Origin of the sequence: Antrihabitans stalactiti, assembly GCF_012932915.1 — a bacterium.
In the GTDB taxonomy this organism is placed as follows: Bacteria; Actinomycetota; Actinomycetes; order Mycobacteriales; family Mycobacteriaceae; genus Antrihabitans; species Antrihabitans stalactiti.
On record NZ_VCQU01000004.1, the window covers coordinates 182181 to 203579 of the forward strand.

21 protein-coding genes and 1 tRNA gene are annotated in these 21399 nt (G+C 63.8%); 8 read left to right on the forward strand and 14 right to left on the reverse strand.

Annotation, left to right across the window (positions count from 1 at the left end; all coding sequences use genetic code 11):
* Window positions 1–108: 108 nt before the first annotated feature.
* A complete protein-coding gene (locus FGL95_RS13170) occupies window positions 109–1311 on the reverse strand; it encodes an FAD-dependent monooxygenase (protein ID WP_338079843.1) in 1203 nt (400 codons plus the stop codon).
* Window positions 1312–1480: 169 nt separating this feature from the next.
* Window positions 1481–1554: transfer RNA gene (locus FGL95_RS13175), tRNA-Met, on the reverse strand.
* A gap of 464 nt (window positions 1555–2018) precedes the next feature.
* Here FGL95_RS13175 and FGL95_RS13180 point away from each other — a divergent pair.
* A complete protein-coding gene (locus FGL95_RS13180) occupies window positions 2019–2546 on the forward strand; it encodes a transglycosylase family protein (RefSeq protein ID WP_169587432.1) in 528 nt (175 codons plus the stop codon).
* Between the two features lie 54 nt (window positions 2547–2600).
* On the opposite strand, the gene FGL95_RS13185 is transcribed toward FGL95_RS13180, so the two are convergent.
* The 3 genes from FGL95_RS13185 to FGL95_RS13195 form a co-directional block, all read right to left on the reverse strand.
* Entirely contained in the window at window positions 2601–3206 is a 606-nt protein-coding gene (locus tag FGL95_RS13185; protein WP_420838041.1) for a DUF305 domain-containing protein, read from the reverse strand.
* Entirely contained in the window at window positions 3196–4731 is a 1536-nt protein-coding gene (locus FGL95_RS13190; RefSeq protein WP_169587434.1) for an LVIVD repeat-containing protein, read from the reverse strand. Before FGL95_RS13190 ends, FGL95_RS13185 begins: the two co-directional genes overlap by 11 nt.
* 77 nt (window positions 4732–4808) lie before the next feature.
* Entirely contained in the window at window positions 4809–7760 is a 2952-nt protein-coding gene (locus FGL95_RS13195; protein WP_338079845.1) for a UPF0182 family protein, read from the reverse strand.
* Window positions 7761–7892: 132 nt separating this feature from the next.
* Between FGL95_RS13195 and FGL95_RS13200 the strand changes: the two genes are divergently transcribed.
* Entirely contained in the window at window positions 7893–8480 is a 588-nt protein-coding gene (locus FGL95_RS13200; RefSeq protein ID WP_169587436.1) for a PPA1309 family protein, read from the forward strand.
* Between the two features lie 225 nt (window positions 8481–8705).
* Here the strand turns inward: FGL95_RS13200 and FGL95_RS13205 are convergent, their stop codons facing one another.
* The gene (locus tag FGL95_RS13205) at window positions 8706–9746 is read right to left on the reverse strand and encodes a PDZ domain-containing protein (RefSeq protein ID WP_169587438.1); all 1041 of its coding nucleotides are present in this window, start codon (window positions 9744–9746) and stop codon (window positions 8706–8708) included.
* Between the two features lie 114 nt (window positions 9747–9860).
* On the opposite strand from FGL95_RS13205, the gene FGL95_RS13210 reads away from it, so the two are divergent.
* The 4 genes from FGL95_RS13210 (at window position 9861) to FGL95_RS13225 (ending at window position 14423) form a co-directional block, all read left to right on the forward strand.
* On the forward strand, window positions 9861–11240 hold the full coding sequence (locus FGL95_RS13210) for a zinc-dependent metalloprotease (protein ID WP_169587440.1): 1380 nt from the start codon (window positions 9861–9863) through the stop codon (window positions 11238–11240).
* The gene (locus tag FGL95_RS13215) at window positions 11240–12055 is read left to right on the forward strand and encodes an SDR family NAD(P)-dependent oxidoreductase (RefSeq protein ID WP_169587442.1); all 816 of its coding nucleotides are present in this window, start codon (window positions 11240–11242) and stop codon (window positions 12053–12055) included. Before FGL95_RS13210 ends, FGL95_RS13215 begins: the two co-directional genes overlap by 1 nt.
* A gap of 132 nt (window positions 12056–12187) precedes the next feature.
* Entirely contained in the window at window positions 12188–13066 is an 879-nt protein-coding gene (locus tag FGL95_RS13220; protein ID WP_206071829.1) for a hypothetical protein, read from the forward strand.
* A gap of 7 nt (window positions 13067–13073) precedes the next feature.
* A complete protein-coding gene (locus FGL95_RS13225; RefSeq protein ID WP_169587444.1) occupies window positions 13074–14423 on the forward strand; it encodes an AarF/UbiB family protein in 1350 nt (449 codons plus the stop codon).
* 27 nt (window positions 14424–14450) lie between these two features.
* On the opposite strand, the gene FGL95_RS13230 is transcribed toward FGL95_RS13225, so the two are convergent.
* From FGL95_RS13230 to FGL95_RS13255, 6 genes are all read right to left on the reverse strand, one after another.
* Window positions 14451–14711 carry a WhiB family transcriptional regulator gene (locus FGL95_RS13230; RefSeq protein ID WP_338079866.1) on the reverse strand — a complete coding sequence of 87 codons (261 nt, stop codon included), beginning with the start codon at window positions 14709–14711 and terminating at the stop codon, window positions 14451–14453.
* A 225-nt stretch (window positions 14712–14936) separates the two neighbouring features.
* The gene (locus FGL95_RS13235) at window positions 14937–15146 is read right to left on the reverse strand and encodes a hypothetical protein (protein ID WP_169587446.1); all 210 of its coding nucleotides are present in this window, start codon (window positions 15144–15146) and stop codon (window positions 14937–14939) included.
* 124 nt (window positions 15147–15270) lie between these two features.
* A complete protein-coding gene (locus FGL95_RS13240; protein WP_169588176.1) occupies window positions 15271–17388 on the reverse strand; it encodes an ATP-dependent DNA helicase UvrD2 in 2118 nt (705 codons plus the stop codon).
* A 37-nt stretch (window positions 17389–17425) separates the two neighbouring features.
* Entirely contained in the window at window positions 17426–17872 is a 447-nt protein-coding gene (locus FGL95_RS13245) for a MarR family winged helix-turn-helix transcriptional regulator (RefSeq protein ID WP_169587448.1), read from the reverse strand.
* Entirely contained in the window at window positions 17865–18284 is a 420-nt protein-coding gene (locus FGL95_RS13250) for an EVE domain-containing protein (RefSeq protein WP_169587450.1), read from the reverse strand. Before FGL95_RS13250 ends, FGL95_RS13245 begins: the two co-directional genes overlap by 8 nt.
* Complete coding sequence (locus FGL95_RS13255; RefSeq protein ID WP_169587453.1) at window positions 18266–18571, reverse strand: hypothetical protein; 306 nt, start codon at window positions 18569–18571, stop codon at window positions 18266–18268. Before FGL95_RS13255 ends, FGL95_RS13250 begins: the two co-directional genes overlap by 19 nt.
* Before the next feature lie 77 nt (window positions 18572–18648).
* Between FGL95_RS13255 and FGL95_RS13260 the strand changes: the two genes are divergently transcribed.
* The gene (locus FGL95_RS13260; protein ID WP_169587455.1) at window positions 18649–18906 is read left to right on the forward strand and encodes a mycoredoxin; all 258 of its coding nucleotides are present in this window, start codon (window positions 18649–18651) and stop codon (window positions 18904–18906) included.
* Here FGL95_RS13260 and nudC read toward each other — a convergent pair.
* Together nudC and FGL95_RS13270 are read right to left on the reverse strand one after the other, a co-directional pair.
* A complete protein-coding gene (gene nudC, locus FGL95_RS13265) occupies window positions 18903–19808 on the reverse strand; it encodes an NAD(+) diphosphatase (protein WP_169587457.1) in 906 nt (301 codons plus the stop codon). The genes FGL95_RS13260 and nudC overlap by 4 nt on opposite strands.
* Before the next feature lie 26 nt (window positions 19809–19834).
* Window positions 19835–20896, reverse strand: a complete 1062-nt coding sequence (locus FGL95_RS13270; protein ID WP_169587459.1) for a potassium channel family protein — start codon at window positions 20894–20896, stop codon at window positions 19835–19837.
* 100 nt (window positions 20897–20996) lie between these two features.
* On the opposite strand from FGL95_RS13270, the gene FGL95_RS13275 reads away from it, so the two are divergent.
* Entirely contained in the window at window positions 20997–21392 is a 396-nt protein-coding gene (locus tag FGL95_RS13275) for a DoxX family protein (RefSeq protein ID WP_169587461.1), read from the forward strand.
* Window positions 21393–21399: the final 7 nt, after the last annotated feature.

Here is a 21399-nt window from a genome sequence, read left to right on the forward strand (position 1 = left end):
CTTCACCTGCAATTTCTTCCACACAAACCGAGTGACCCATCCCACATAAAAAACTAAGCTGCATAGTTTCAAACTCGGTCATTTACGTGATTTCGGGTCTGTTTCGCGTCAGAACGAGCGGCCCGACCGCGGCCCGGAGTCCGGCACCCCTGCGTAGTCGGGCAGCTCGACGCCGTTGACCGCGCGGTCGATCAGGTCCATGTCCCATTCTTCGGGCGCTGCGCTCGGATCCGCCTCCGGATCAGGGGCGGCCAGGCTGTGCACGTGCAGCCTGCCGATCTCCTGGTTTGCCTCGACGAACGAGCGCATCCGCTTCTCGTAGCCCGCGAACCCCGCCTCAGGTTCCCAGCCGGCGGCGGCAAGCTCGCCGGCCAGCAGGTAGGCGCCGACCAAGGCCAGCCCGGTACCCCCACCCGACATCGGGGACGAGCTGAAAGCCGCGTCACCGAGCAGCCCCACCCGTCCGCTCGACCAGCGGTCCATCACCACCTGGGCGACCTGGTCGAGATAGAAGTCCGGGGTGTCGTCCACGTGCGCGAGGATCCGCGGAGTCAACCAGCCGAAGCCGTCCATGCGCTCCCGCAACAAACGCTTTTGGGCCGCCACGTCTCGGTAGTCGACCTCGAAGTCGGCTGCAGTGAACGACAGCATGGCCATCGCCCTACTGGAATCCGGCAGGGGCCGCAGGCCCGCAGAGCGCCCGGCGTCCTGATAGTCGATCAACCAGCGATCGATCCCGAACTCGTTGGGCACGCTGTAGAAGGCCAGGACGAGCCCGAGATGGCGGATGAACTGCTCGCGCGGCCCGAAGACCATCGTTCGCAGCGCCGAGTGCAGGCCGTCCGCCCCCACCACCAGGTCGAAGCGCCGACGGACGCCCCCAGCGAAGACCACGTCGACGCCGTCCGCGTCCTGGGTGACCTCGGCGATCCGGTCACCGAAGATGTACTCGACGTCGTCTTTGGTGTCGTCGTAGAGCACCCGGGACATGTCACCGCGCAGGATCTCGATCTCCGAGATGTACCCGTCGCCGCCGTGATCGTCTGCGCGAAAGGTCTCCAGCACTTTCCCGTCCACGTCGACGGTGTACGCGCCAGCGGTGTCGGTGCACGCCGCGCGTATCGGCGCGTCCAGCCCCATCCGCCGGATCGCCTCCTTGGCCACCCCTCGTGCATCCACCGCCTGTCCACCGGGCCGCAATTCTGGGGCTCGTTCCACGACGGTCACCTCGGCACCCCGCCTGGACAGCCAGTGAGCCAGCGCCGGCCCTGCGATGCTCGCCCCTGCGACCAACACCCTTGTTCCGGTCACGATGCCCCCTGTTCACCCGTCCAGTTCACAGCCTCGATCGTACGATGCGTGCTGCGGCCTCGGCCGACGTAAAACGGACATCATTGCTGCGGATTGCCCTGGTGGAATCCGTTCACAACGGACATGAAAACGGCTCCGGAGACTTGGTCTCCGGAGCCGTTATACCTAGTAGCGGGGACAGGATTTGAACCTGCGACCTCTGGGTTATGAGCCCAGCGAGCTACCGAGCTGCTCCACCCCGCGTCGGGTAAACACAACGTTACAGGTGCACCCCCGGCAGTGCAAATCGCCTCCCAAGCAGCAGCTTTCGAGGCTGCAAGAGCCCCATCGGGAGTGATCGGGGCCACAATATTGCCGTGATCCCCCACACATAACGGGCAGATCACGAACTAATCGAATACTGCATTCATATCAATTTGACCAGCGCCTTTCCCCGATATTCCGGGCTTCAAACACCGAATCGCGGATCGATATCATTACGTCATCTAATTAGTTATTGCGTTAGCGTCCTAGTCGGCCCGGAAAACCTGTTCGAAGGGCCCAGCCCGACCCGCCGCTAACCAGCACCTTGCCCCGCGGGTTCGGGATCCCCGGAAACTTCCAGGGGGCAAGGACGCGGCATTTGCCGAGGTCGGAGCGGTAGGCACACGTTGCCTCAACGCATACGGCCCGCCACGTAGGTAGGCGCGGAGAGGACTCAAACTTTTATGTCTGCAAACCGGAAGATCAGCACCCGTGCACTCCGATTCGCAACCATCGCCGGCGCAATTGCCGCGATTCCATTCAGCCTTTCGACCGGCACCGCGGCTGCAGCTACCCACAACTGGGATGGCGTCGCAGCGTGCGAAAGCGGTGGCAACTGGAACATCAACACCGGCAACGGCTACTACGGCGGCCTGCAGTTCTCGCAGAGCACCTGGGCAGCCAACGGCGGCTCCGGTTCGGCTTCCAACGCCAGCAAGGCCGAGCAGATCCGCGTTGCCGAGAACGTTCTCGCGACCCAGGGTGTCGGCGCGTGGCCGCACTGCGGCCAGTACCTGCAGAGTGGTGACTCGACCCTCGAGGACACCGCCCCCGCCGCCCCGGCTGCTCCGGAAGAGCCGGCCAAGCCTGCAACTCCGATCGAGACCGTGAAGGACACCGTCGGTGACGCTGCCCGCGCGAACGGCCTGTACCCGCAGTACGAGCAGCTCCTGAAGGACGCGCCCGTGCTCAACCAGGTCGCCGGTCGCTGATCTAGCTTTCGACGAAAGCCGCTGCCTCCCTTGGGAGGTGGCGGCTTCGTCGTGTCATGGGTAAGCGAGCGTCGCGGCGTTCCGGGCCACGAGCATCGTGGTCATCATGCCGATCTCGTTTCCTTGCGCTTGCACCATGTCGAGCGCGAACAGCCGGACCGGTTGCGTCGTCGATTCGTTGAACGCCTTTTGCGCCATATCGACGCCACCCCGGTGGTGGCGGACCATCAACTGCAGGAAATCGATCTCCGCTTCGGACCCATGCAGAGTTCCCAACCGCGTGATCTCCTCGACGCTCGCCATCCCCGGCATCGCCGGGCCGCCACCGTGATTCATCTGATGCGGCGGCGAAAAGGGCTCCCCTACAAGGTTGAGCCAGCCGCGCATCGTCGCAATCTCAGCCGTCTGTGCAGCGATGATCTGGTCGGCCATGGACCGGATGTAGGGATCGACATCGGATGCGAGCGTGTGCGCGAGTAATACCGCCTGCTCGTGATGAACCGACATGTCCTGGGCGAACTCGATCTCGGTCGCCGTCAGCCGGACCCCACCTTCGTCGGTGTGGCGATGGAATTGGATCCACATTCCCGCGCCCACACCGACCGCGACGAGCACAACGGCAATGCCGAACCGCCACAACCAGCTTCGCTCAGGACCCAATGTAGGAATCCTGATTCGCCGGCGGTGAATACACGCTGTTGTCGAGTTGCAAGACCATGAAGCCGTTGTCGGCGCACGTCGTCCACAGTTGGTCGCCGTGCCACTCGGGTGGTGAGAGGCACCAATCGGAGGAGATGTCGCCGCCGAAGATCATGCCGGTTCTAGGTCCGACTGCCTGGGCGGGATCGACCTTTCCCTCGATGATCGACCGAGCGAGCGGCACGAAGTCGAAGAGCGGTACACCGACGATTGACGCGACCGCGTGCACCGAGTTCGTCAATTCGAGATTCCTGCCGGTCTGTGCAGGCGGGTTGTAGTAGGCGATCTCGCGGATGTTGTGCATGTCCCGCACGTCGAAGACCCGGATCCCCGATGCCAACCACGAACACGCCAGGGCCGTGGGATCGACCGGCCGATCGGCAGCGCAGTAGTGCGCATCGTAGGAGAACAACGATCCGCCGGCGGACGACCGAATGTTCGAATCGATGTTGTCGGGCAGATTTATCTCGAGCTTGATCTTCTCCACGACGGTCGCGTGCGCGTCGTCGCTGATGTCGAAGAGCTTGATCCCACCCGAACCTGCTTCGTCGGTCGTGAAAATGTACGGCTTGCCGTCGTAGGTCACGGGCACCGTGTGCTGATTGAAGAAGCCGTCGGCCCACAAGTACGTAGCAACTTGCGGCACAACGGGATACGGGTCACGACGCTGGATCGCGCTGATGTCGAGGATATTCATGCCGGCCTGTACCGACAGATACATCCGATTGCCGTCCGGGCTGATGCCGAAACCGTGCTCGGTCAGGGCCTGCAAACCCTGCCAAATGATGCGCGGATTGGCGGTGTCGGAGATGTCGATGGCCGTCAACGCGCCGGGGAACGTACTCGACGCCCAGTAGGTGTTGCCGTCCGGCGAGAATCCGCCTTCATGGGAGAAGAACCACAACGGCATGGTGAGGTCCGTGCCGGGGCCTCGATTGAGCAACCGCGGATGGGCGCAATCGGAGATGTCGTAGATCGAGAAGTACGCCGTGCCGGTCGTCGCGGGAGTCGCTGTCGCAGCGAGCAGTTTGCGGGCCTTGTTGACCTTCAAGCTTTCCCACGTGCCGCCGAGCATCGCGGGCTCGTTCAGCGAGGCCGTGCGTACGGGGTTGGCCGGGTCGGACACGTCGAGCACCGACACTCCCGGGGCAGGTGAATTCAGCAGATTGCCCGGGAAGAACGTGCTCGTGTACGAGCAGTGCTCGTAGGTGACCGAGAGAATGCCGCCGCCGCGATCCTGGAACGCGCCGACCCTCGTCATGTTGCAGCGATAGCCCTGGGTACTGCGGCCGTTGTTGCGGTCCTCGGTTGGGACATCGCCCTGCAGACCGGTTTCAGGCAGCGACCCTGGTCCGCATGCTGCGCGTGGGACCGCCACATTCCCGATGTCGGGCAGCCAGAAGGTCTCGCCCACCGCCGTCGGTGAGACCCCGACAGCGAGCGAGACCGCAAGCGCAACTGCGACCAGAAGATTCCAACGAGACATCCGACCTCCACGACCTTGTGGAACGGCCTGAGCCAGACCCCGCTCAGACTAACAACAGCTCTGGCGGGGCCGGCGCGTTATCCGGTGGCCTTCTGGTACGCGTCGATGGCTTTCTGCAACCTGTCCAGCGCTTCGTTCAAGGTGCCGAGCTGCGCGCTACGCACGTTGGTGATCGCGTCGTTCAAGTCCTTGAGCGCCTGGTCGCGGTTCGGTTGATTGGGCTGCGGCGCGGGCGTCGGAGCGGTGTTGTTGTCGGGCGTCGTGTTGCCCGGCGGCGGCACCGTCGCATTCGGATCGAACCCCGGTGTCGTCGCAGCGTTGCCGATGCCTTCACCGAAGACTTGTTCCAGCGCGCCCTTGAGCGTGTCGGCAAACCCGACCTTCGGGTTCTGTTCGCCCCGAGCGCGATAACTGATCAACACCTTCGAAAGCTGAGGGAATGTCGGTGCTCCCCCGGTCTGCGCGTTTCGCTCCGTATAGAGCGGTTCGACGTACAGAATTCCGCCCTCACCAATGGGCAACGTGAGCAAGTTCGCCTTGATCACTCGGTTGGTCAAACCGATCTGCCCTAGTGGCCCTGACACTTTCGGATCGGATGTCATGGTGCTCAGCGCCTGACCAGGACCCTGAGTTTGGGTATCGGTCGGGAGTTTTCGCACCGTGAATTTCCCGTAGTCGTCCGGATCGCTCGTCACCGTGATGTACGCAGACAGGAAGTCGCGCTGGAAGCCTCGCATCGCACTACTCAGAGTGAACGTGGGTTTTCCGTCCGGCTCACCGAGCAGCACGTAGTACGGCGGCTGGTTCGCGTCGCCTGCACTGTCGCCGGTCGGATCCTTCGGCACATCCCAGAACGAGTTGTTGGTGAAGAACTCTCGTGGATTGTCGACGTGGTACTTCGCGAGCATCTCGCGTTGCACCTTGAAGAGATCCTCCGGATAGCGGAAGTGCGCCCGCAACTCCGGACTGATCGCCGATTGTGGCTGAACGGTCCCCGGGAACACGCCGCGCCAGGCCTTCAGCACGGGATCGGTCGAGTCGACCTCGTAAAGCTTCACCGTTCCGTCGTAGGCATCGACGGTCGCCTTCACCGAGTTACGAATGTAGGAGACCTGTTTGCGAGGGACCTGACGGCCCGTCGTCTGGTCGATGCTGTCTTCGACAAGGCCCTCCAGCGAACTGCTCTGCGCGTAGGGGTAGTTGTCGAGAGTCGTGTACGCGTCGACGATCCACAGGATGCGTCCGTTCACGACGGCCGGATAAGCGTCGCCGTCGGTCGTCAACCACGGCGCCACGTGCTGCACACGTTCTTTGGGGTCGCGGTTGAAGATGATCTTCGAGTTGGTCCCGATGGCACCCGAGAACAGGATGTTTCGCTCGGTGTACTTCGCGGCAAATGCCAGCCGGTTGAACCAGTTACCGATCGGCACACCGCCCGCGCCACCATAGGTGAAGCTCTCGTTGTCGCTGTCGTATTCACGCGGCTGCGAGCCATCGGCTGCGCCGACGATCGCATAGTCGGGTTCGCCTTCGGCGATCACTTCACCGAAGTAGACGCGTGGCTGATCGACCTTGATGACCTGGTTTCCAGCCTTTTGCGACGCGAGGTCGCTGACGGTGAACAGCGGGTAGCCACTTCCGGCCGTTGCACCGCCGTCTGCGTCGCTGACCGGCTGGACCGTGTTGGCCGGTGCGGCGACGAAACCGTTGCCGTGGGTGAACACGGTGTGTTGGTTGATCCAGTTGCGCTGGTTGTCCGTGAAGTTCTTCGGCGCAAGCTCACGCGCTGCGACGACGTAATCCTGAAGTTTGCCGTCGATGTTGTACCGGTCGATGTCGAGCGTCGACGGGAATCCGAACACGTTCTGGCGCGACTCGAAGTGGGTGAACGTCCGCGACAACACATTCGGATCGAGCAGGCGGGTGTTGGCGATCGTCGTGCGGTCGGCGGCGACGTCGTCCGGATTCTTCGTACTGTCACCCGGATAGTCGACGACTTCGACCTTGTCCTTCGTTATGCCGTACGCCTGCCTCGTCGCAGCGATGTTGCGTTCGATGTAGGTACTTTCCTTGTCCGCCGCGTTCGGCCGAACCGAGAACTGCTCGACGACGAGCGGCCAGACCGCACCCACGAGGATCGACGACAGGACCAGCAACGCGGTCGCCATCGCCGGAACTCGCAAGTCACGCAGGAAGATTCCCGCGAAGAACGCCAGCGCGCAGATCACCGCGATGGACAGCAGGATCAGCTTCGCGGGTAGCACCGCGTTGATGTCGGTGTAGCTGGCACCAGTGAACGTGGGTTCCTTGCGGCCGCTGGACAGCAACGAGTACCGATCGAACCAGTACGCAATCGCCTTGAGCAGCACGAAGGTTCCCGCAAGCACGGCCAGTTGGATCCGCGCCGACCGCGTCAATGCGCCTTCTCGGCCGGCCAAACGCAAGCCACCGAACACGTAATGCGTCAACAGATTCGCGAAGAATGCAATGACGATCGAGACGAACAGCCAGTTGAGCACCATTCGGTAGAACGGCAGATCGAAGGCGTAGAAACCGACGTCGAGGCCGAACTGCGGATCCTGGACGCCGAAGTCGCCACCGTTGAGGAAGAGTTGGACGGTCACCCAGTTCGATTGCGCGACAAGTCCGGACAGCACGCCGAGCACGAGCGGAATGCCGATTCCGAACAGTTTCAGTCGCGTCATCACTGTGGTGCGGTAGCGCGCAATCGGGTCGTTCGGCCCCGCGACCGGCACGAATACCGGGCGCGTTCGGTAACCGAACAGAAGAGCCGCGAACACCACCCCGCCGACAATGACCGCGATGATCACGAAGAGCAGGATTCGAGTGAGCAGCACCTTCACATACACACTGCGATAGCCGACTTCACCGAACCACAGCCAGTTGGTGTACGTATCGATCAGCCGAGGGCCGACCAACAGTAGACCTGCGAGGATCAACGCCACGATCAACAGAACTCGGCTGCGCCTCGACAAAGAAGGTAGGCCGGTCGGAGGCCGCATGCCCACGTGCCACTCCCAGTTTCGTGCTTGAAGCGATCACGGATTCGTGACCGTTTCGCCCCACTGTACGTAACGTCGGCGACCACGTGACCTGGCGGCAGCGAACGTTTCGCTCAGAGCGGATGCGAAGATGCTGTCGTGATCGAATTCGGCCCTAACGAGGATCTTTTGGCCCGCTGTGTCCGAGACGTCGCCGACCATGTCGACTCTCGTGGCTGGGGCCAACCTCCCACGCTGTTCGCCCTGGTACCGACTGCGGATCTCGCCGAGGCCGAACCAGCCTTGATCGACCACCTGGACGAAGGTGAATTGACGCCGATCGAGCAGGAGGCAATCCCGCACGACATCGGTGGTGGTTCCCGCGCGCTCGATGAATTTCTCGCGACGACGTCATGGCCGCCCGCGGTCGTGGGTTGCGCGCTGGTGCAGGAGATCGTCGTCCTGCCCCCCGAGGCCGAAACCGACCTCGACGACGCGCTCGCTCCCCTGCTCGCCGACCGCGACGCCGCCGACGAAGCCGCACGCGCAGCTGCCGTCGCTCACCCGGAGCGTCGCGAGGCGCGCCTGTTCGCCGCAGTCCTGCGCGACGGTGGTTCGCTCTGCCTGTTGCAGCTGCGCCCCGAAGACGACGACCCCTACTCCGAGATCGAGCTCCTCGCGTACGAGAACTTGGCCCCGAACCTGGTCGACGCGCTCTACGCCACCCTCGACGCCACCCCGGACTAACGAGCTGGGCGGTCGGGCCAGCGCGGCCTGGACTGAGCCAAAGGAGCGAGGAACGAGCGACGACGCGAGGGAAGGCCGCGCGTCAAGGCCCGACCGAGCCAGCGAGTCAACAACACGAGCTGGGCGGTCGGGCCAGCGCGATCTGGACTGAGGAGCGAGCCGCGAGCGTCAGCGAGCGGAGCGACGAGGGAAGATCGCGCGTCAAGGCCCGACCGAGCCAGCGAGTCAACAAGACGGCGCGTCGCCGCCGCTCCGGATCGATTCGAGGGACTTCACGGCGCTTTCCAGCGTGTCGACCTTCACCAAACGAAGTCCGTCGGGTGTGCGTTGCTTGGCTTCGTCGCAGTTGTCGGCGGGAACGAGGAAGGTCGAGGCTCCTGCGTCGCGCGCGGCGATCATCTTGTACGGGATGCCGCCGATCGGGCCGACCTCGCCGCACGAGTTGATGGTCCCGGTGCCGGCGATGAATTCACCGCCGCTGAGTTCTCCGGTGCTGAGTTTGTCGACCACGGCCAGGCTGAACATCAGGCCGGCTGACGGTCCGCCGATGTCGGCGAGGTTGAAATCAACGGTGAACGGGATCTGCGGTTTCTCGTCCGGTGTGATCCCCAGGTAGCCCTTGTCTTCGGCGTTCGGCCGCGCGCCGAGTTTGATCGCTGTCGACGTCTCGACTCCGTCGCGTTTGAAACGCACAGTGACTTCGGTGTCCGGCTTGGCGTCGCCGACGATCTTCTGCACTCCGCATACCGTGCTCACGTCGACGTCGTTGATGCTGATCAGCTCGTCGCCTTTGCGCAGGGCGTCTTTGGCCGGGCCGTCCGCGCCGACGTCGTCGATCACCAGCGACACCGGGAAGTCGCCGAGACCCGCTTTGTCGAGGTAGTGCAGGGCGGCGAGCTCGGCGCTGTCCTCGGATTGCTTGAAGTCCGCTTCGTTGCCCTTTTCGATGTCTTCCTTGGACTTGTCCGGCGGATAGACCTCCGCGCGAGGCACCAGTCCTTGGCGGCCGCTCGCCCAGAATCCGAGGGCTTCGAAGATGGTGAGGCCGTCGCGGACCGACACAGTAGTCATGTTGAGGTTGCCGGTCGTCGGGTCAACCTGGGTGCCGTTGATTTCGACGACCGGCTTGTCGTCCACGATGCCGAGGGTGTTGAACGTCGGCCCGGGACCGAGCGCGACGTAGGGGACCGTCAAGACGCCGCCGAGCACGCCCAACGCAACCACTGGTAACAACGCCACGAGCAAGGTGACCATCCGTCGACTCACCCGGCCAGAGTAACCAGCATCGATACATCGGGCCTGGTCGCCTGGAAGTGTGTTCGCCGTCAGCGTCATCACGTGCGCGTCCAAACCGGGCATTGCCCTTGTACCGTTGACGCCATGAGTGACTACCCGTTCGGATTCTCGAACCCCGGCGACGACCCGGACCGCAAGAAAGACGGCCCCGGTCAGGGGCCCGGCAACGACCCGTTCGGATTCGGAGCAGGTGGTTTCGACCCCGCGCAACTCGGTCAGATGCTGACGCAGTTCGGTCAGATGCTGAGCAACATGGGCAGCGCGACCGCGCCCGGTGCGTCGGCGAGTCCGGTGAACTACGACGTTGCCAAGCAACTTGCCCGCCAGCAGATGGGCAACTTTTCGCCGGTCTCTGCGAGCCAGAGCAAAGCCGTGGCGGACGCGAGCCATCTCGCCGAACTGTGGCTCGACGGCGCGACGACGTTGCCTGCAGGCGCGTCGAAGACCGTCGCTTGGACGCCGAACGACTGGGTCGAAGGCACCCTCGACACCTGGCGCCGACTGTGTGATCCGGTTGCCGAGCAGATCGCGGGAATGTGGTCGCAGACGCTGCCGGAAGAAGCACAACAGCTCGCTGGTCCGATGCTCGGCATGCTCGGCCAGATGGGTGGGCTTGCGTTCGGTTCGCAGCTCGGTCAGGCGCTGGGTCAACTGTCGAAAGAGGTCCTGACCTCGACAGACATCGGCCTGCCGCTCGGGCCTACCGGTGTCGCGGCATTGCTTCCCGAGGCGATCGCCACGTTCAGCAAGGGCCTCGAACAGCCCGAGCAAGAAATTCTTGTGTTCATCGCGGCGCGTGAAGCGGCGCATCAACGACTGTTCCACCACGTGCCGTGGCTGCGTCAGCGCGTTCTCGACACCGTCGCCGATTACGCCCGCGGCATTCGAATCGACATGTCGGCCATCGAAGAGGCCGCGTCGGGCATCGATCCCGCTTCGTTGATGGACCCGTCCAAACTGCAGGAGATCCTGGGCCAAGGCGCCTTCGAGCCGCAGACCACACCGGAGCAGACGCAAGCGCTGGCACGATTGGAAACGATGCTCGCGCTGATCGAGGGCTGGGTCGAGACAGTTGTTGCGGACGCGGTCGGTGACCGACTGCCCGGTGGCAATGCGTTGAGCGAGACCTTGCGGCGCCGCCGCGCGACCGGTGGTCCGGCCGAGCAAACCTTCGCAACCTTGGTCGGCCTCGAACTGCGCCCGCGCAAGCTTCGTGAAGCCGCGGCGCTGTGGCGGCAACTGACCGACGACGCTGGCATCGACGGTCGCGACGGTGTGTGGGCGCACCCAGATCTACTGCCTGATCCGAGCGATCTCGACGACCCGACTGCATTCATCGCGCGCGTGGTGAAGGGCGACGAGAACCTCTTCGACGACCCGATTGCGCAGCTGGAGGAAACCGAGAAGCGCGAGGCCGCCGAGCGCGAGAGCAAGGCCAACGACGAGAAGACCGGCGACGAGTGATGGGCTTGCCGCTCCCTGCGCCCGATCGGACAGCTCTCGTCACCGGCGCGTCGTCGGGAATCGGCGAAGCCATTGCGCGTGAGCTCGCAAGGCGCGGTCACGGGGTAACGCTGGTGGCCCGACGTGCCGAACGACTTGCAGAATTGGCAAGCGAGATAAGGGAATTGGGAGTTCGAGCCGAAGTCGTTGCGGCCGATCTCTCCGACCGGCACGCCAGGGCCGCACTGCCAGGCCGAATCGCCGATCTCGGGCTCGACGTCGACATTCTGGTGAACAACGCGGGGCTGTCCACGCTCGGTCCGGTTGCGAAGTCGGACCCCGAAGCCGAGATGAACATGATCGAGGTCGATGTGATGGCCGTCGCAGATCTGTGCAGTCGCTTCCTCCCCGGCATGGTCGAGCGCGGCACCGGCAGCGTGCTCAATGTCGCGTCGACCGCCGCATTTCAGCCGTTGCCCGGCCAAGCCGGTTATGCCGCAGGAAAGTCGTTCGTCCTCTCCTATACGGAGAGCCTCAGCGGCGAGCTCAAAGGCTCTGGCGTCAACGCGACCGCCCTCTGCCCCGGTCCGGTCGACACCGGCTTCGGAGAGACCGCAGGCTTCGCCAAGGAAGACGCCGAAGCAGCGCTCCCCAGCTTCATGTGGGAAACCCCCGAAGCCGTTGCGAAGGCCGCCATCTACGGCCTCGACAAAGGTCACATGGTCGTCATCCCCGGCGTAATGAACCGCGCCGCTTCGGTTTTCGGCCAGATCGCCCCGCGCCGGCTCTTGGTCCCCCTCCTCGCCCGCCGCCACCCGGGGCTGAAGGCGGAGTAGGCCGCGCGCTCGGCGCACCGTCACCCGACCGTTTTCTGGATGCCTGCGAGGCCTGTGGATAATCGCCGAGACTGTGGATAACTAGGGCTTTCGAAGGGTTCGGTTGACCCCGGATATTGAATACTGCGTCCTATGTCGTCGCCTGCCAACCATCCTGTGCTCGATCCACGTGTGACCGTTCTGCTTCGGCCCAGTGGTTCGGTGCAACTCGGGTGGGATCCGGAGACAGCGCTGCTGCTGCATCCCCCGCCACATGTCGAGGCGGCGACGTTGGAGAAGGTGCTGCGGTTCGTCGACGGCAAGCATTCGCGTCCACAGATCATGTGGTGCGCAGCCGAGCACGGTATCGAACCTGCGGATATGTCGGCAATCCTCGCAGAGCTCGAATCGGTCGGGCTGCTCGACGACGTCGAGGCGCGGGCGACCCGGTCGCTGTCGATGCGCATTCATGGTCGAGGCCCGCTCGCTGACGCAATCCACGCCGGACTTGCCCGCATGGGTGTGCAATTGACCAGGTCCAGGGCTGCGGGGCACGAGGATGTCAGCGGGTGGCGAACGGATTTCGTCGTCCTCGCCGACGATCTGGTACCCGATCCGCGCGTCGTGAACGACCTGGTCAAGCTGGAGATTCCGCACCTGCAAGTGCGTATTCGGGATGGGAAAGGTGTTGTCGGTCCGCTGGTCGTACCGGGCCGGACCAGCTGTTTGCGGTGCGCCGAACTCACCCGGTGCGGGTTCGACGAGGAGTGGCCCCACGTATCGGCGCAGATGCTCGGCAGAGTTGGATATGCCAGTCCGGCAACGATTCTCGCGACCGCGGCGGTCGCACTCGGGCAGCTGGAAGCGGTGCTCAGCGGTCCGCCTCGCGCGGCGCCGGCGAGCCTGGATGCGACGCTCGAAATCGATCTCGAAACGCACAAGTCCGGCATTCGGCGCTGGCCTCGGCACAATCTGTGCGAATGCTGGCAATCAGGGACCACGTTGGCTGTTGATCATGATCATCAGCCATGATGGATGAGTGTCCGAGATTGAGCGCAAACGTTCAGCACGCACCCGCAAGTTGGCGAGGATTCCGCTAGGGATCGCCGGTCGTGCCGCGGTGGGTTACGGCAAGAAGCTCGCAGGTGGCGACAAAGGCGAGATCAACGCGCAATTGTCGGCTAAGGCCGCCGACCAGCTGTTCGCCGTACTCGGCGAACTCAAGGGCGGCGCGATGAAGTTCGGGCAAGCGTTGAGCGTCATGGAAGCGGCGATTCCCGACGAGTTCGCCGAGCCCTACCGCGACGCGCTGACGAAGCTGCAGGCGGAAGCGCCGCCGATGCCGACGAAGACCGTCCATCGGGTGCTGGACCAACAACTCGGCACCAAGTGGCGCGAGCGCTTCAAGTCCTTCGACGACACCCCGACCGCGTCGGCGAGCATCGGGCAGGTCCACCGTGCGGTGTGGTCGGATGGGCGCGACGTTGCGGTGAAGGTCCAATATCCCGGCGCGGATGAGGCGCTGAAGGCGGACCTCAAGACGTTGGGGCGTTTTGCAAACCTCATGGCGTCGGTTATGCCGGGCACAGATGTCAAACCCGTCCTCGCAGAACTCAACGCGCGCATGGAAGAAGAACTCGATTATCGGATCGAGGCCAACAACCAACGCGCATTCGCGAAGGTGCTCGATGGCGATCCGGACTTCGCGGTGCCGAAGGTTGTGGCCAGCGCGCCGAAGGTGGTTGTCACCGAGTGGATGACGGGAACCCCGCTGTCGAAGGTCATCAAGCACGGCACTGTCGAGGAACGAAACCGCGCCGGCAGGTTGTTCGCGTTGTTCGCGTTCTCGTCACCCGCGCGGGTCGGGCTGCTGCACTGCGATCCGCATCCGGGCAACTTCATGCTGCTCGATGACGGTCGGCTCGGCGTCATCGATTTCGGTGCCTGCGCGCCGATGCCGAACGGACTTCCGCCCGCGCTCGGCAGGATGGTGCGGCTGGCATCCGAGGAGCGCTTCGACGAGCTGATCGACCTCCTGCAGAACAACAACTTCGTCCTCGCAGGCAAGACGGTCACCGATCGCGAAATCGACGAATACCTACGGCCGTTCACCGATCCGATCAAGAGCGAGTCGTTTCATTTCACACGGTCGTGGCTGCAGAAGGTTGCAGGAACGGCGGCAGACTTCAACAGTTCGCAGTTCAAGACCGCGCGGTCGCTGAACTTGCCGCCTGAGTATTTGATGATTTTCCGGGTGCTGCTCGGTGGCGTCGGGATCGGCGCGCAGCTCGATGCCGAGGCCGAATACATGAAGATCCTGGCGGAATGGCTTCCGGGATTCAACGAACCGGAAGACGACGACGACGACCGTGCGCGAGTTTTACCCTAAGACGGGTAAGACTCGCGCACGGGCCGATTAGGCAACGCTCTTGCGCGGGCGGCCACGGGGCCGCTTGCGTGCGATGACGACACCCTGATCGAAGATCTCGCCACCCCACACACCCCACGGCTCTGCCCTGTCGAGAGCTGCAGTGAGGCACTGCTTACGGATCGGGCACTCGGCGCAGAGTGCCTTTGCCTGATCCAGTTGCGCCGGGCTCTCGGCGAACCACAGGTCTGGATCGGCTACCCGGCAGGGCAGCTCGTCCAGGCGCGGCGTTGCAGCTGCGACACCGATTACCGTGGAATCGCTTGTGGCGAAACGGCTTTCGATATCATCTCGGCATGTCGTCCGGATTGTCGCGGTAGACACGTCGTTCTCCTTAGCTCTCGTGCATCGGTTCTTTGTGTGCTGCTTTGGATTTGTTGCGAACCGGTGCCGGGCTGGAGACCAATGAGATGGGTCCAAAAATATGGCCACGATTCGCGATGTGCGATCCGTGGCCGAGAAATGCGCTGGAAGCTACCGAACTGGACTTCGGTGTCGACTTCCGATCACGGATGCGCGGTGTGCGTGACGAACGCGGAGTGCTCGCAATGCGAGTGCTGCCGGACGCCACTCCACCGTGGGTGCGTCTGCTGCTGCGAATACGCGCAGAGAGCTGCCCTGGGTGGCGACGAGCGACGGCTTCATTCCAGCGGGTTCAATCACGCTGTAGATGCTCTTGTTCATTTCTTCGCCACCTCCTTTTCGTGGATCGGTTTCGACATCGAGTGCACGCGGTTGATAACCCCGGGTGCTCAGACCAGGGTAAGCAAGATCAGCGAAGCACACAACTTATTTTTGACCTGCGGTTTTAGTGTTGGCTGCGAACGACATTGAGGACGTCTTCGCCGAATCGCTCGAGCTTCTTGGCGCCGATGCCAGCAATCGCGACGAGTGCGCGGGTATCCGTCGGGCGTTGTTCTGCGATAGCAACGAGGGTGTTGTCGGTGAATACAACGAACGCCGGGACACTCAGTTCGCGAGACTTGTCGAGCCGCCAGGCCTTGAGTGCAACGAGCAGATCGTCGTCGACGTTGGACGGGCACGAGTCGCAGCGACCGAGCATCGTGGCCGTCGTGCCGAGCAGCTGCTTCCCGCAGACTCGGCACCCGGGGCGCTTCTTCTTCGGGGCAGGCGGCGCGATCCGCGATGCCGGCGATTCGTCCGGGATCAGGCCGTTCAAGAATCGCGACCGCCGCCGTGACTTGCGACCGCCTTGGTTGCGCGCGAGCGCCCAGGACAGTTCGAGGTGTTCGCGCGCACGGGTCACGCCGACGTAGAGCAGCCTGCGCTCCTCTTCGACGGCCGCCTCGTCTGTAGGTACTCCACCGTCACCGAGCACATGACCGATCGGCAAGGTGCCGTCGCACAGGCCGACGATGAAAACGGCGGTCCATTCCAAGCCCTTCGCCGCATGCAGCGACGCGAGGGTGACTCCCTGCACGGACGGTGGGTGACGCGCTTCGGCCCGAACGGTCAGTTCACGGATCAAACCGGGAAGGTCCAGCTGATCGTCGTGTTCGACAAGCTCTTCGGTGAGCGAAACCAGCGCGACGAGCGAGGTCCAACGCTCGCGAGCCTGGGTGCCGGACGGCTCGGCAGCCGTCAGACCGAGCGGCGCGAGGACCGCTCGGACCAGCGAGACCAACCCCGGACCGACCGCGTCGGCAGGCAGATCGTCGCGAGAGGCAGCCTGCCGCAGCGCCTGCACGGACTGCCGGACCTCCTGGCGAGTGAAGAAGCCTTCGCCGCCGCGGACCTGAAATGGGATGTCGAGTTCGGTGAGCGCTTGCTCGTGCACCTCGGACTGCGCATTGATCCGGTACAGGATCGCGATCTCCGCAGCCGGCAGCCCCCCAGCTATCAGCTTTTTGATCGAACGCGCGACGCCTGCGGCTTCGGCAGGCTCGTCGTCGTATTCGACGAACGTCGGCTCCGGACCTGGCTGCCGCTGACCGATGAGTTGCAACCGGGTGCCCGCGATCCGTCCACGAGCGGCACCGATCACCCGGTTCGCGAGTGACACAACCTCCGGCGTCGAGCGGTAGTCGCGCTCGAGCCGAACCACGACCGCGTCGTGAAATCGACGCGAGAAGTCGAGCAGGTATTTCGGTGTGGCGCCAGTGAAGGAGTAGATGGTCTGGTTCGCGTCGCCGACGACGGTGAGGTCGTCGCGATCGCCCAACCAGCCGTCGAGAACGCGTTGCTGCAACGGCGTGACGTCCTGATACTCGTCGACCACGAAGCAGCGGTAGCGCTCACGGAACTCTTCGGCAACCCCTTGATGGTTCTCCAGGGCGCCTGCCGTCAGCACGAGCAGGTCGTCGAAGTCGAGCAGCCGGACCTCACCAGCGGCTTTCGCGCGCTCGTACGCCTCGTACACCGCTGCGACCTTCTCGGCGTCGGCAGGAGCTTCTCTGCGCCGTCGAGCGACCTCGTTCGGATAGTCCTCGGGCGCAATCAACGACGCCTTGGACCACTCGATCTCGCTTGCGAGGTCGCGGACACTGTCTGTCGAGGTCGGGAGACCCACCCGGCTCGCCGCCTGCCCAACGAGTGCGAACTTGCGATCCAGCAACTGCCACTGAGTATCGCCGACGACCTGTGGCCAGAAGTACCGCAGCTGCCGCAGCGCAGCGGCGTGGAAGGTCCGCGCTTGGACTTGAGCGGCCGCCCCGCCGATGCCGAGCGTGCGCAGCCGACTCCGCATCTCCCCCGCTGCCCTTGCCGTGAACGTCACAGCAAGCACCTGGCCTGCTGAAACATGGCCCGTGGCAACGAGATGCGCGATTCGGTGCGTGATGGTCCGAGTTTTGCCGGTGCCTGCTCCCGCCAGCACGCAGACCGGGCCACGCGGAGCGAGCACAGCCGCAGATTGTTCCGGATCGAGTCCGGTGACACTGGCTGGTGCGGGCATGCCGACCATCATTGCAGCCCGTGCCGACAAGGGCCCTTCCCGCCGTAGCTCAGCGGTCTCGGAGGCGAAGGAGTGCGGCGAGGAGAGCGCGCGTGTCGTCGAGCGGGGCGAAGAACTCCGCGTCGCATTGCTCCACCACGCCGATTGCTTTGTTGGCCAACGCGACACCGGCGGCGGTCGGCACCAATGCTTTTGCTCGCCGATCGTGCGGATGGCTGCCACGCTCGAGCAATTCCTTCTCCTCGAGAACTCGGAGCACCTGGGAGGTCATCATCGGATCAGTAGCGGCGTGATCTGCGAGGTCGCGCTGCGTGACGACGTCGAGGCGCGAAGCGAGCCAGGTCAGCGATGCGAGGAGCACGAACTGCACGTGCGTGAGACCGAGCGGCGCCAGGGCCGCGCGTTGGGCGGCCTGCCAGCGATTCGTCACCTGCCACAGCACCAGCCCGGGACTTTCGTCGGCGTCGTCGAAGTGGGTCTGCAGCACGTCAGGCATGGCTCAGCATGGCATCCGAAATCAGTTCGAAATCGTGTTCACTGAGCTCGACCAGCCCGCGTCGCAGGACAATTCCCCAGTTCGGAGTACTCGTCAGCTCCAACCTGTCGCGAAGGTCGTCGATCGGCACATCGTGCGAGTCCAACCTGTAGGACACTGCTCGGCGCCACGGCTTGAACGATCCCTCGTCGGCCTGCCACGGAGCGCGGTCGTCGATCGTGCCGATTGCGGTGAACGACTTGACGGGCGCACCATCGCGAATCCGCTCTTTCGGCGAGTAGTAGACGATTCCGTCACCCGGCGTCATCCGGTGCATGCCGGTCGGGTTGCCGTGATTCGCTTGCGCAATTCCGAGCTCGACACCACGCCGCACGTGCTCTCGGGAGACGACGTTCAGCCAATAGCGCGGCATGACGCCTCCTCCGCGGCAGCGACCAGGCCGTCGAGATCCGGTTGGGCAGTTTTGACCAGGTCGGCGCCGAGGACCTTGGTCCACAGCCAGCGCAACGGTCCGGTGATGGTGATCTCGACATCGATCGCTGTCAGTCCGCCGGCGGTGACGGCGACCCGATGATCGAACGTCATTCGCGCTCCTATGAGCTTCGACACATCGACGAATTCTCGGTCTGGAACGAGCCGCTCGAAGAACGCAGCAGGTGGGGCGGTGGATGTTGCGTGAGCTGTGGCGATCGATGTCATACATTTACTATGCGCGCTTACTATTTACCTGTCAACGCGTAGGGAACATCCCCGTCGAAAACGGCGTTACATCCCCCGTGACTGCGACCGAACCTGCCTTGACGATGTATTCGACCACCTGGTGCGGCTACTGCCGCCGGCTGAAGATTCAGCTGGACCAGGCGGGTATCTCCTATGTCGAGATCGACATCGAGGACGATCCGGCGTCGGCAGAATTCGTCGGCAGCGTCAACGGCGGCAACCACGTCGTACCGACCGTGAAGTTTGCAGACGGTCGGACAGCTACGAATCCGACGCTTGCCGCGGTCAAAGCAGCGCTCGCAGCGTCGAACTAGTCGTCTTTTGCGGCCCAGGAAACAAGAATCGTTCGCGCGATCGAGATCGATCCTGGCAATAGGAGCCTTGCTCCCTCGGGCGACGTCCAATCACCGTGCGCGAGGGCTTCGCGCACGTCACTGCGCGTGAACCAGTGTGCTTCGGCGATCTCGCCATCGCTGAAGGTCAACGGCGCATCGGGATCGCCGACAGCCGTGAAGCCGATCATCACCGAACGTGGAAAAGGCCAGGGCTGGCTGCCGAGGTAACGGACCTCGCGAACGTCGAGCCCGACCTCTTCCTTGATCTCGCGCGTAACGCAGGTCTCGAAGGACTCCCCTGCCTCGACGAATCCGGCCAGGATCGAATACATGTACGGCGGCCAAGCCTGCTGGCGTGCGAGCAGCACGCGATCGGCGCCGTCGTGGACCAGGCAGATCACCGCAGGGTCGGTGCGCGGCCACTCCTCGTTGCCGTCCGACTCGCTTATCCGCGACCAGCCACCGTTCGCCGGTTTCGTCGGACTTCCGTCGATCGCGCTGAACCGCGACTTGTTGTGCCAGTTCAGCAACGCGACGGCGGTGGTGAACATGCCCGCGCTCGTGTCGTTCAGGTGCGCACCGATGCCACGCAGGTCGACGAGATTGCCGTCGAGGTGCTTGGTGAAGACCGCCCACACATGCCTACCGTCGTCGACGCCGAGAAAGACCGCCTCGTCGACCGGCTCGGCGGCGAGGTCGGTCGCAGGGTCCAAAACGAGGCCGGCGTCGTCCACGCGGACGCGGCCTCCGCTGGTGACACGCAACAGCGACGCGTCTGCCCAGCCTTGCTTCAGCGCTTCGTGATCGTTTCTCAGATGCTCGGCGCGGTCGAGAGTCGAACGGGACAACAACGGTATTTCGGTGAGCTCGAAATGGACCACGCCCCCGAGCCTATTCGCCGTACCCGTCAGGCGTGTACCCGGCGGATGTACAGGAGCTTGTCCCCCGCTTCGACGGCGTCGACCTCAGGCTCGCCGACACGCACCAGCCGACCTTCGCGAACCACCCCCAGCACGATGTCGGTGAGATGTCGTGGCGAGCCGCCGACCTCTTGCGGCTCGACGTCGCGTTCGGCGATCGCAAAGCCCGCTTCAGGGGTCAGCAGATCTTCCATCATCTCGACGACGCTCGGTGTCGACGTCGCGATGCCGAGGAGCCTGCCCGCGGTTTCCGACGAGACGACCACCGAATCCGCCCCGGATTGCTTCACAAGGTGCGTGTTCTCGGCCTCGCGGATGGCGACGACGATCTTGGCCTTCGGAGCTATCTCGCGCGCCGTCAGCGTCACCAACACGGCGGTGTCGTCGCGGTTGGTGGCAACGATGATGGATGACGCGTGCTGCGCGCCGGTCAGACGCAACACCTCGGACTTGGTCGCCGAGCCGTGCACCGTGACGAGGCCCAGGCTCGCAGCAGATTCCAGCATTGTGGCGTCCGTGTCGACCACGACGATGTCGGAGGGCGACACACCATCGCCCAGCATGGCCTCGACCGCAGTGCGGCCCTTCGTGCCGTATCCGATGACGACGGTGTGATTGCGCACTCGGCGCCTCCATTGCTGAATCTTGAATGCCTGGCGGGACCGTTCGGTCAGCACGGCAAGGGTTGTGCCGACCAACAAGATGAGGAAGAAGATCCGCAGCGGTGTGATGACGAGGATGTTCACGAGCCGTGCCGACGGTGCCACAGGAGTGATGTCGCCGTAGCCAGTGGTCGAGAGCGACACCGTGGCGTAGTACAGGGCGTCGAGGAATGACAGGTCGTTGCCCTGCGCATCCCGATAGCCGTTGCGGTCGATGTAGACGATGCACGCGGCAAGCAGCAAGAGCGAGAAGGCGAGGAGCATGCGCCGAGTTATCGCGGTCCATGGGCTGCTCTGCGCCTCTGGGATGCGCAGAATGCCCACCAAGGCGTGGTCCGGCCGTTTGGTGAGCTCGTCCGGATCACGGAATCGGAACCTACTCGCCATCGCACACCCCCTCGGCAATCATTGACATCGGCTGGGAGCCTAGTCGCTTTGTCTGGGGGCGGGGGTAGTGCTCGCGGATTAGACCCGGCAATGTGTAGGTATGACCGAATCCGCCGGAAGTCCAAGCCAGGCAGCCGCTACCCGTCTTGCGGCACTGCTGCTCGGCTCGGGTGTACTGCATTTCGTGGTACCGAAGCCCTACGACGGCATCGTCCCCAAGGCATTGCCAGGAAATGCACGCACGTACACATACGCGTCGGGCGTCGCCGAACTGGGCGTCGGCGCCGGCTTGCTGATCCCCCGGTACCGACGACTCTCTGCAGGCCTTGCTGCGTTGATCTTCATTGCAGTGTTCCCGGCCAACATCCAGATGGCGGTCGATTGGTGGCGAAGCGAGAAGATCCCGTTGCCACTGAAGATCGGCGCGATTCTGCGGCTGCCACTGCAGATTCCGATGGTGACGGAGTCGCTGAAGGCGCGGCGCAACGCCGCCTGACCGTCGG

Excerpts from the sequence above, each read along its gene's own strand:
- FGL95_RS13235 (WP_169587446.1), bottom strand. The coding sequence starts at position 15,146 with ATGAACAAGAGCATCTACAGCGTGATTGAACCCGCTGGAATGAAGCCG.
- FGL95_RS13270 (WP_169587459.1), bottom strand. The coding sequence starts at position 20,896 with ATGGCGAGTAGGTTCCGATTCCGTGATCCGGACGAGCTCACCAAACGG.
- FGL95_RS13210 (WP_169587440.1), top strand. The coding sequence starts at position 9,861 with ATGAGTGACTACCCGTTCGGATTCTCGAACCCCGGCGACGACCCGGAC.
- FGL95_RS13180 (WP_169587432.1), top strand. The coding sequence starts at position 2,019 with ATGTCTGCAAACCGGAAGATCAGCACCCGTGCACTCCGATTCGCAACC.
- FGL95_RS13245 (WP_169587448.1), bottom strand. The coding sequence starts at position 17,872 with ATGCCTGACGTGCTGCAGACCCACTTCGACGACGCCGACGAAAGTCCC.
- FGL95_RS13220 (WP_206071829.1), top strand. The coding sequence starts at position 12,188 with ATGTCGTCGCCTGCCAACCATCCTGTGCTCGATCCACGTGTGACCGTT.
- FGL95_RS13190 (WP_169587434.1), bottom strand. The coding sequence starts at position 4,731 with ATGTCTCGTTGGAATCTTCTGGTCGCAGTTGCGCTTGCGGTCTCGCTC.
- FGL95_RS13275 (WP_169587461.1), top strand. The coding sequence starts at position 20,997 with ATGACCGAATCCGCCGGAAGTCCAAGCCAGGCAGCCGCTACCCGTCTT.
- FGL95_RS13240 (WP_169588176.1), bottom strand. The coding sequence starts at position 17,388 with ATGATGGTCGGCATGCCCGCACCAGCCAGTGTCACCGGACTCGATCCG.
- FGL95_RS13215 (WP_169587442.1), top strand. The coding sequence starts at position 11,240 with ATGGGCTTGCCGCTCCCTGCGCCCGATCGGACAGCTCTCGTCACCGGC.
- FGL95_RS13255 (WP_169587453.1), bottom strand. The coding sequence starts at position 18,571 with ATGACATCGATCGCCACAGCTCACGCAACATCCACCGCCCCACCTGCT.
- FGL95_RS13250 (WP_169587450.1), bottom strand. The coding sequence starts at position 18,284 with ATGCCGCGCTATTGGCTGAACGTCGTCTCCCGAGAGCACGTGCGGCGT.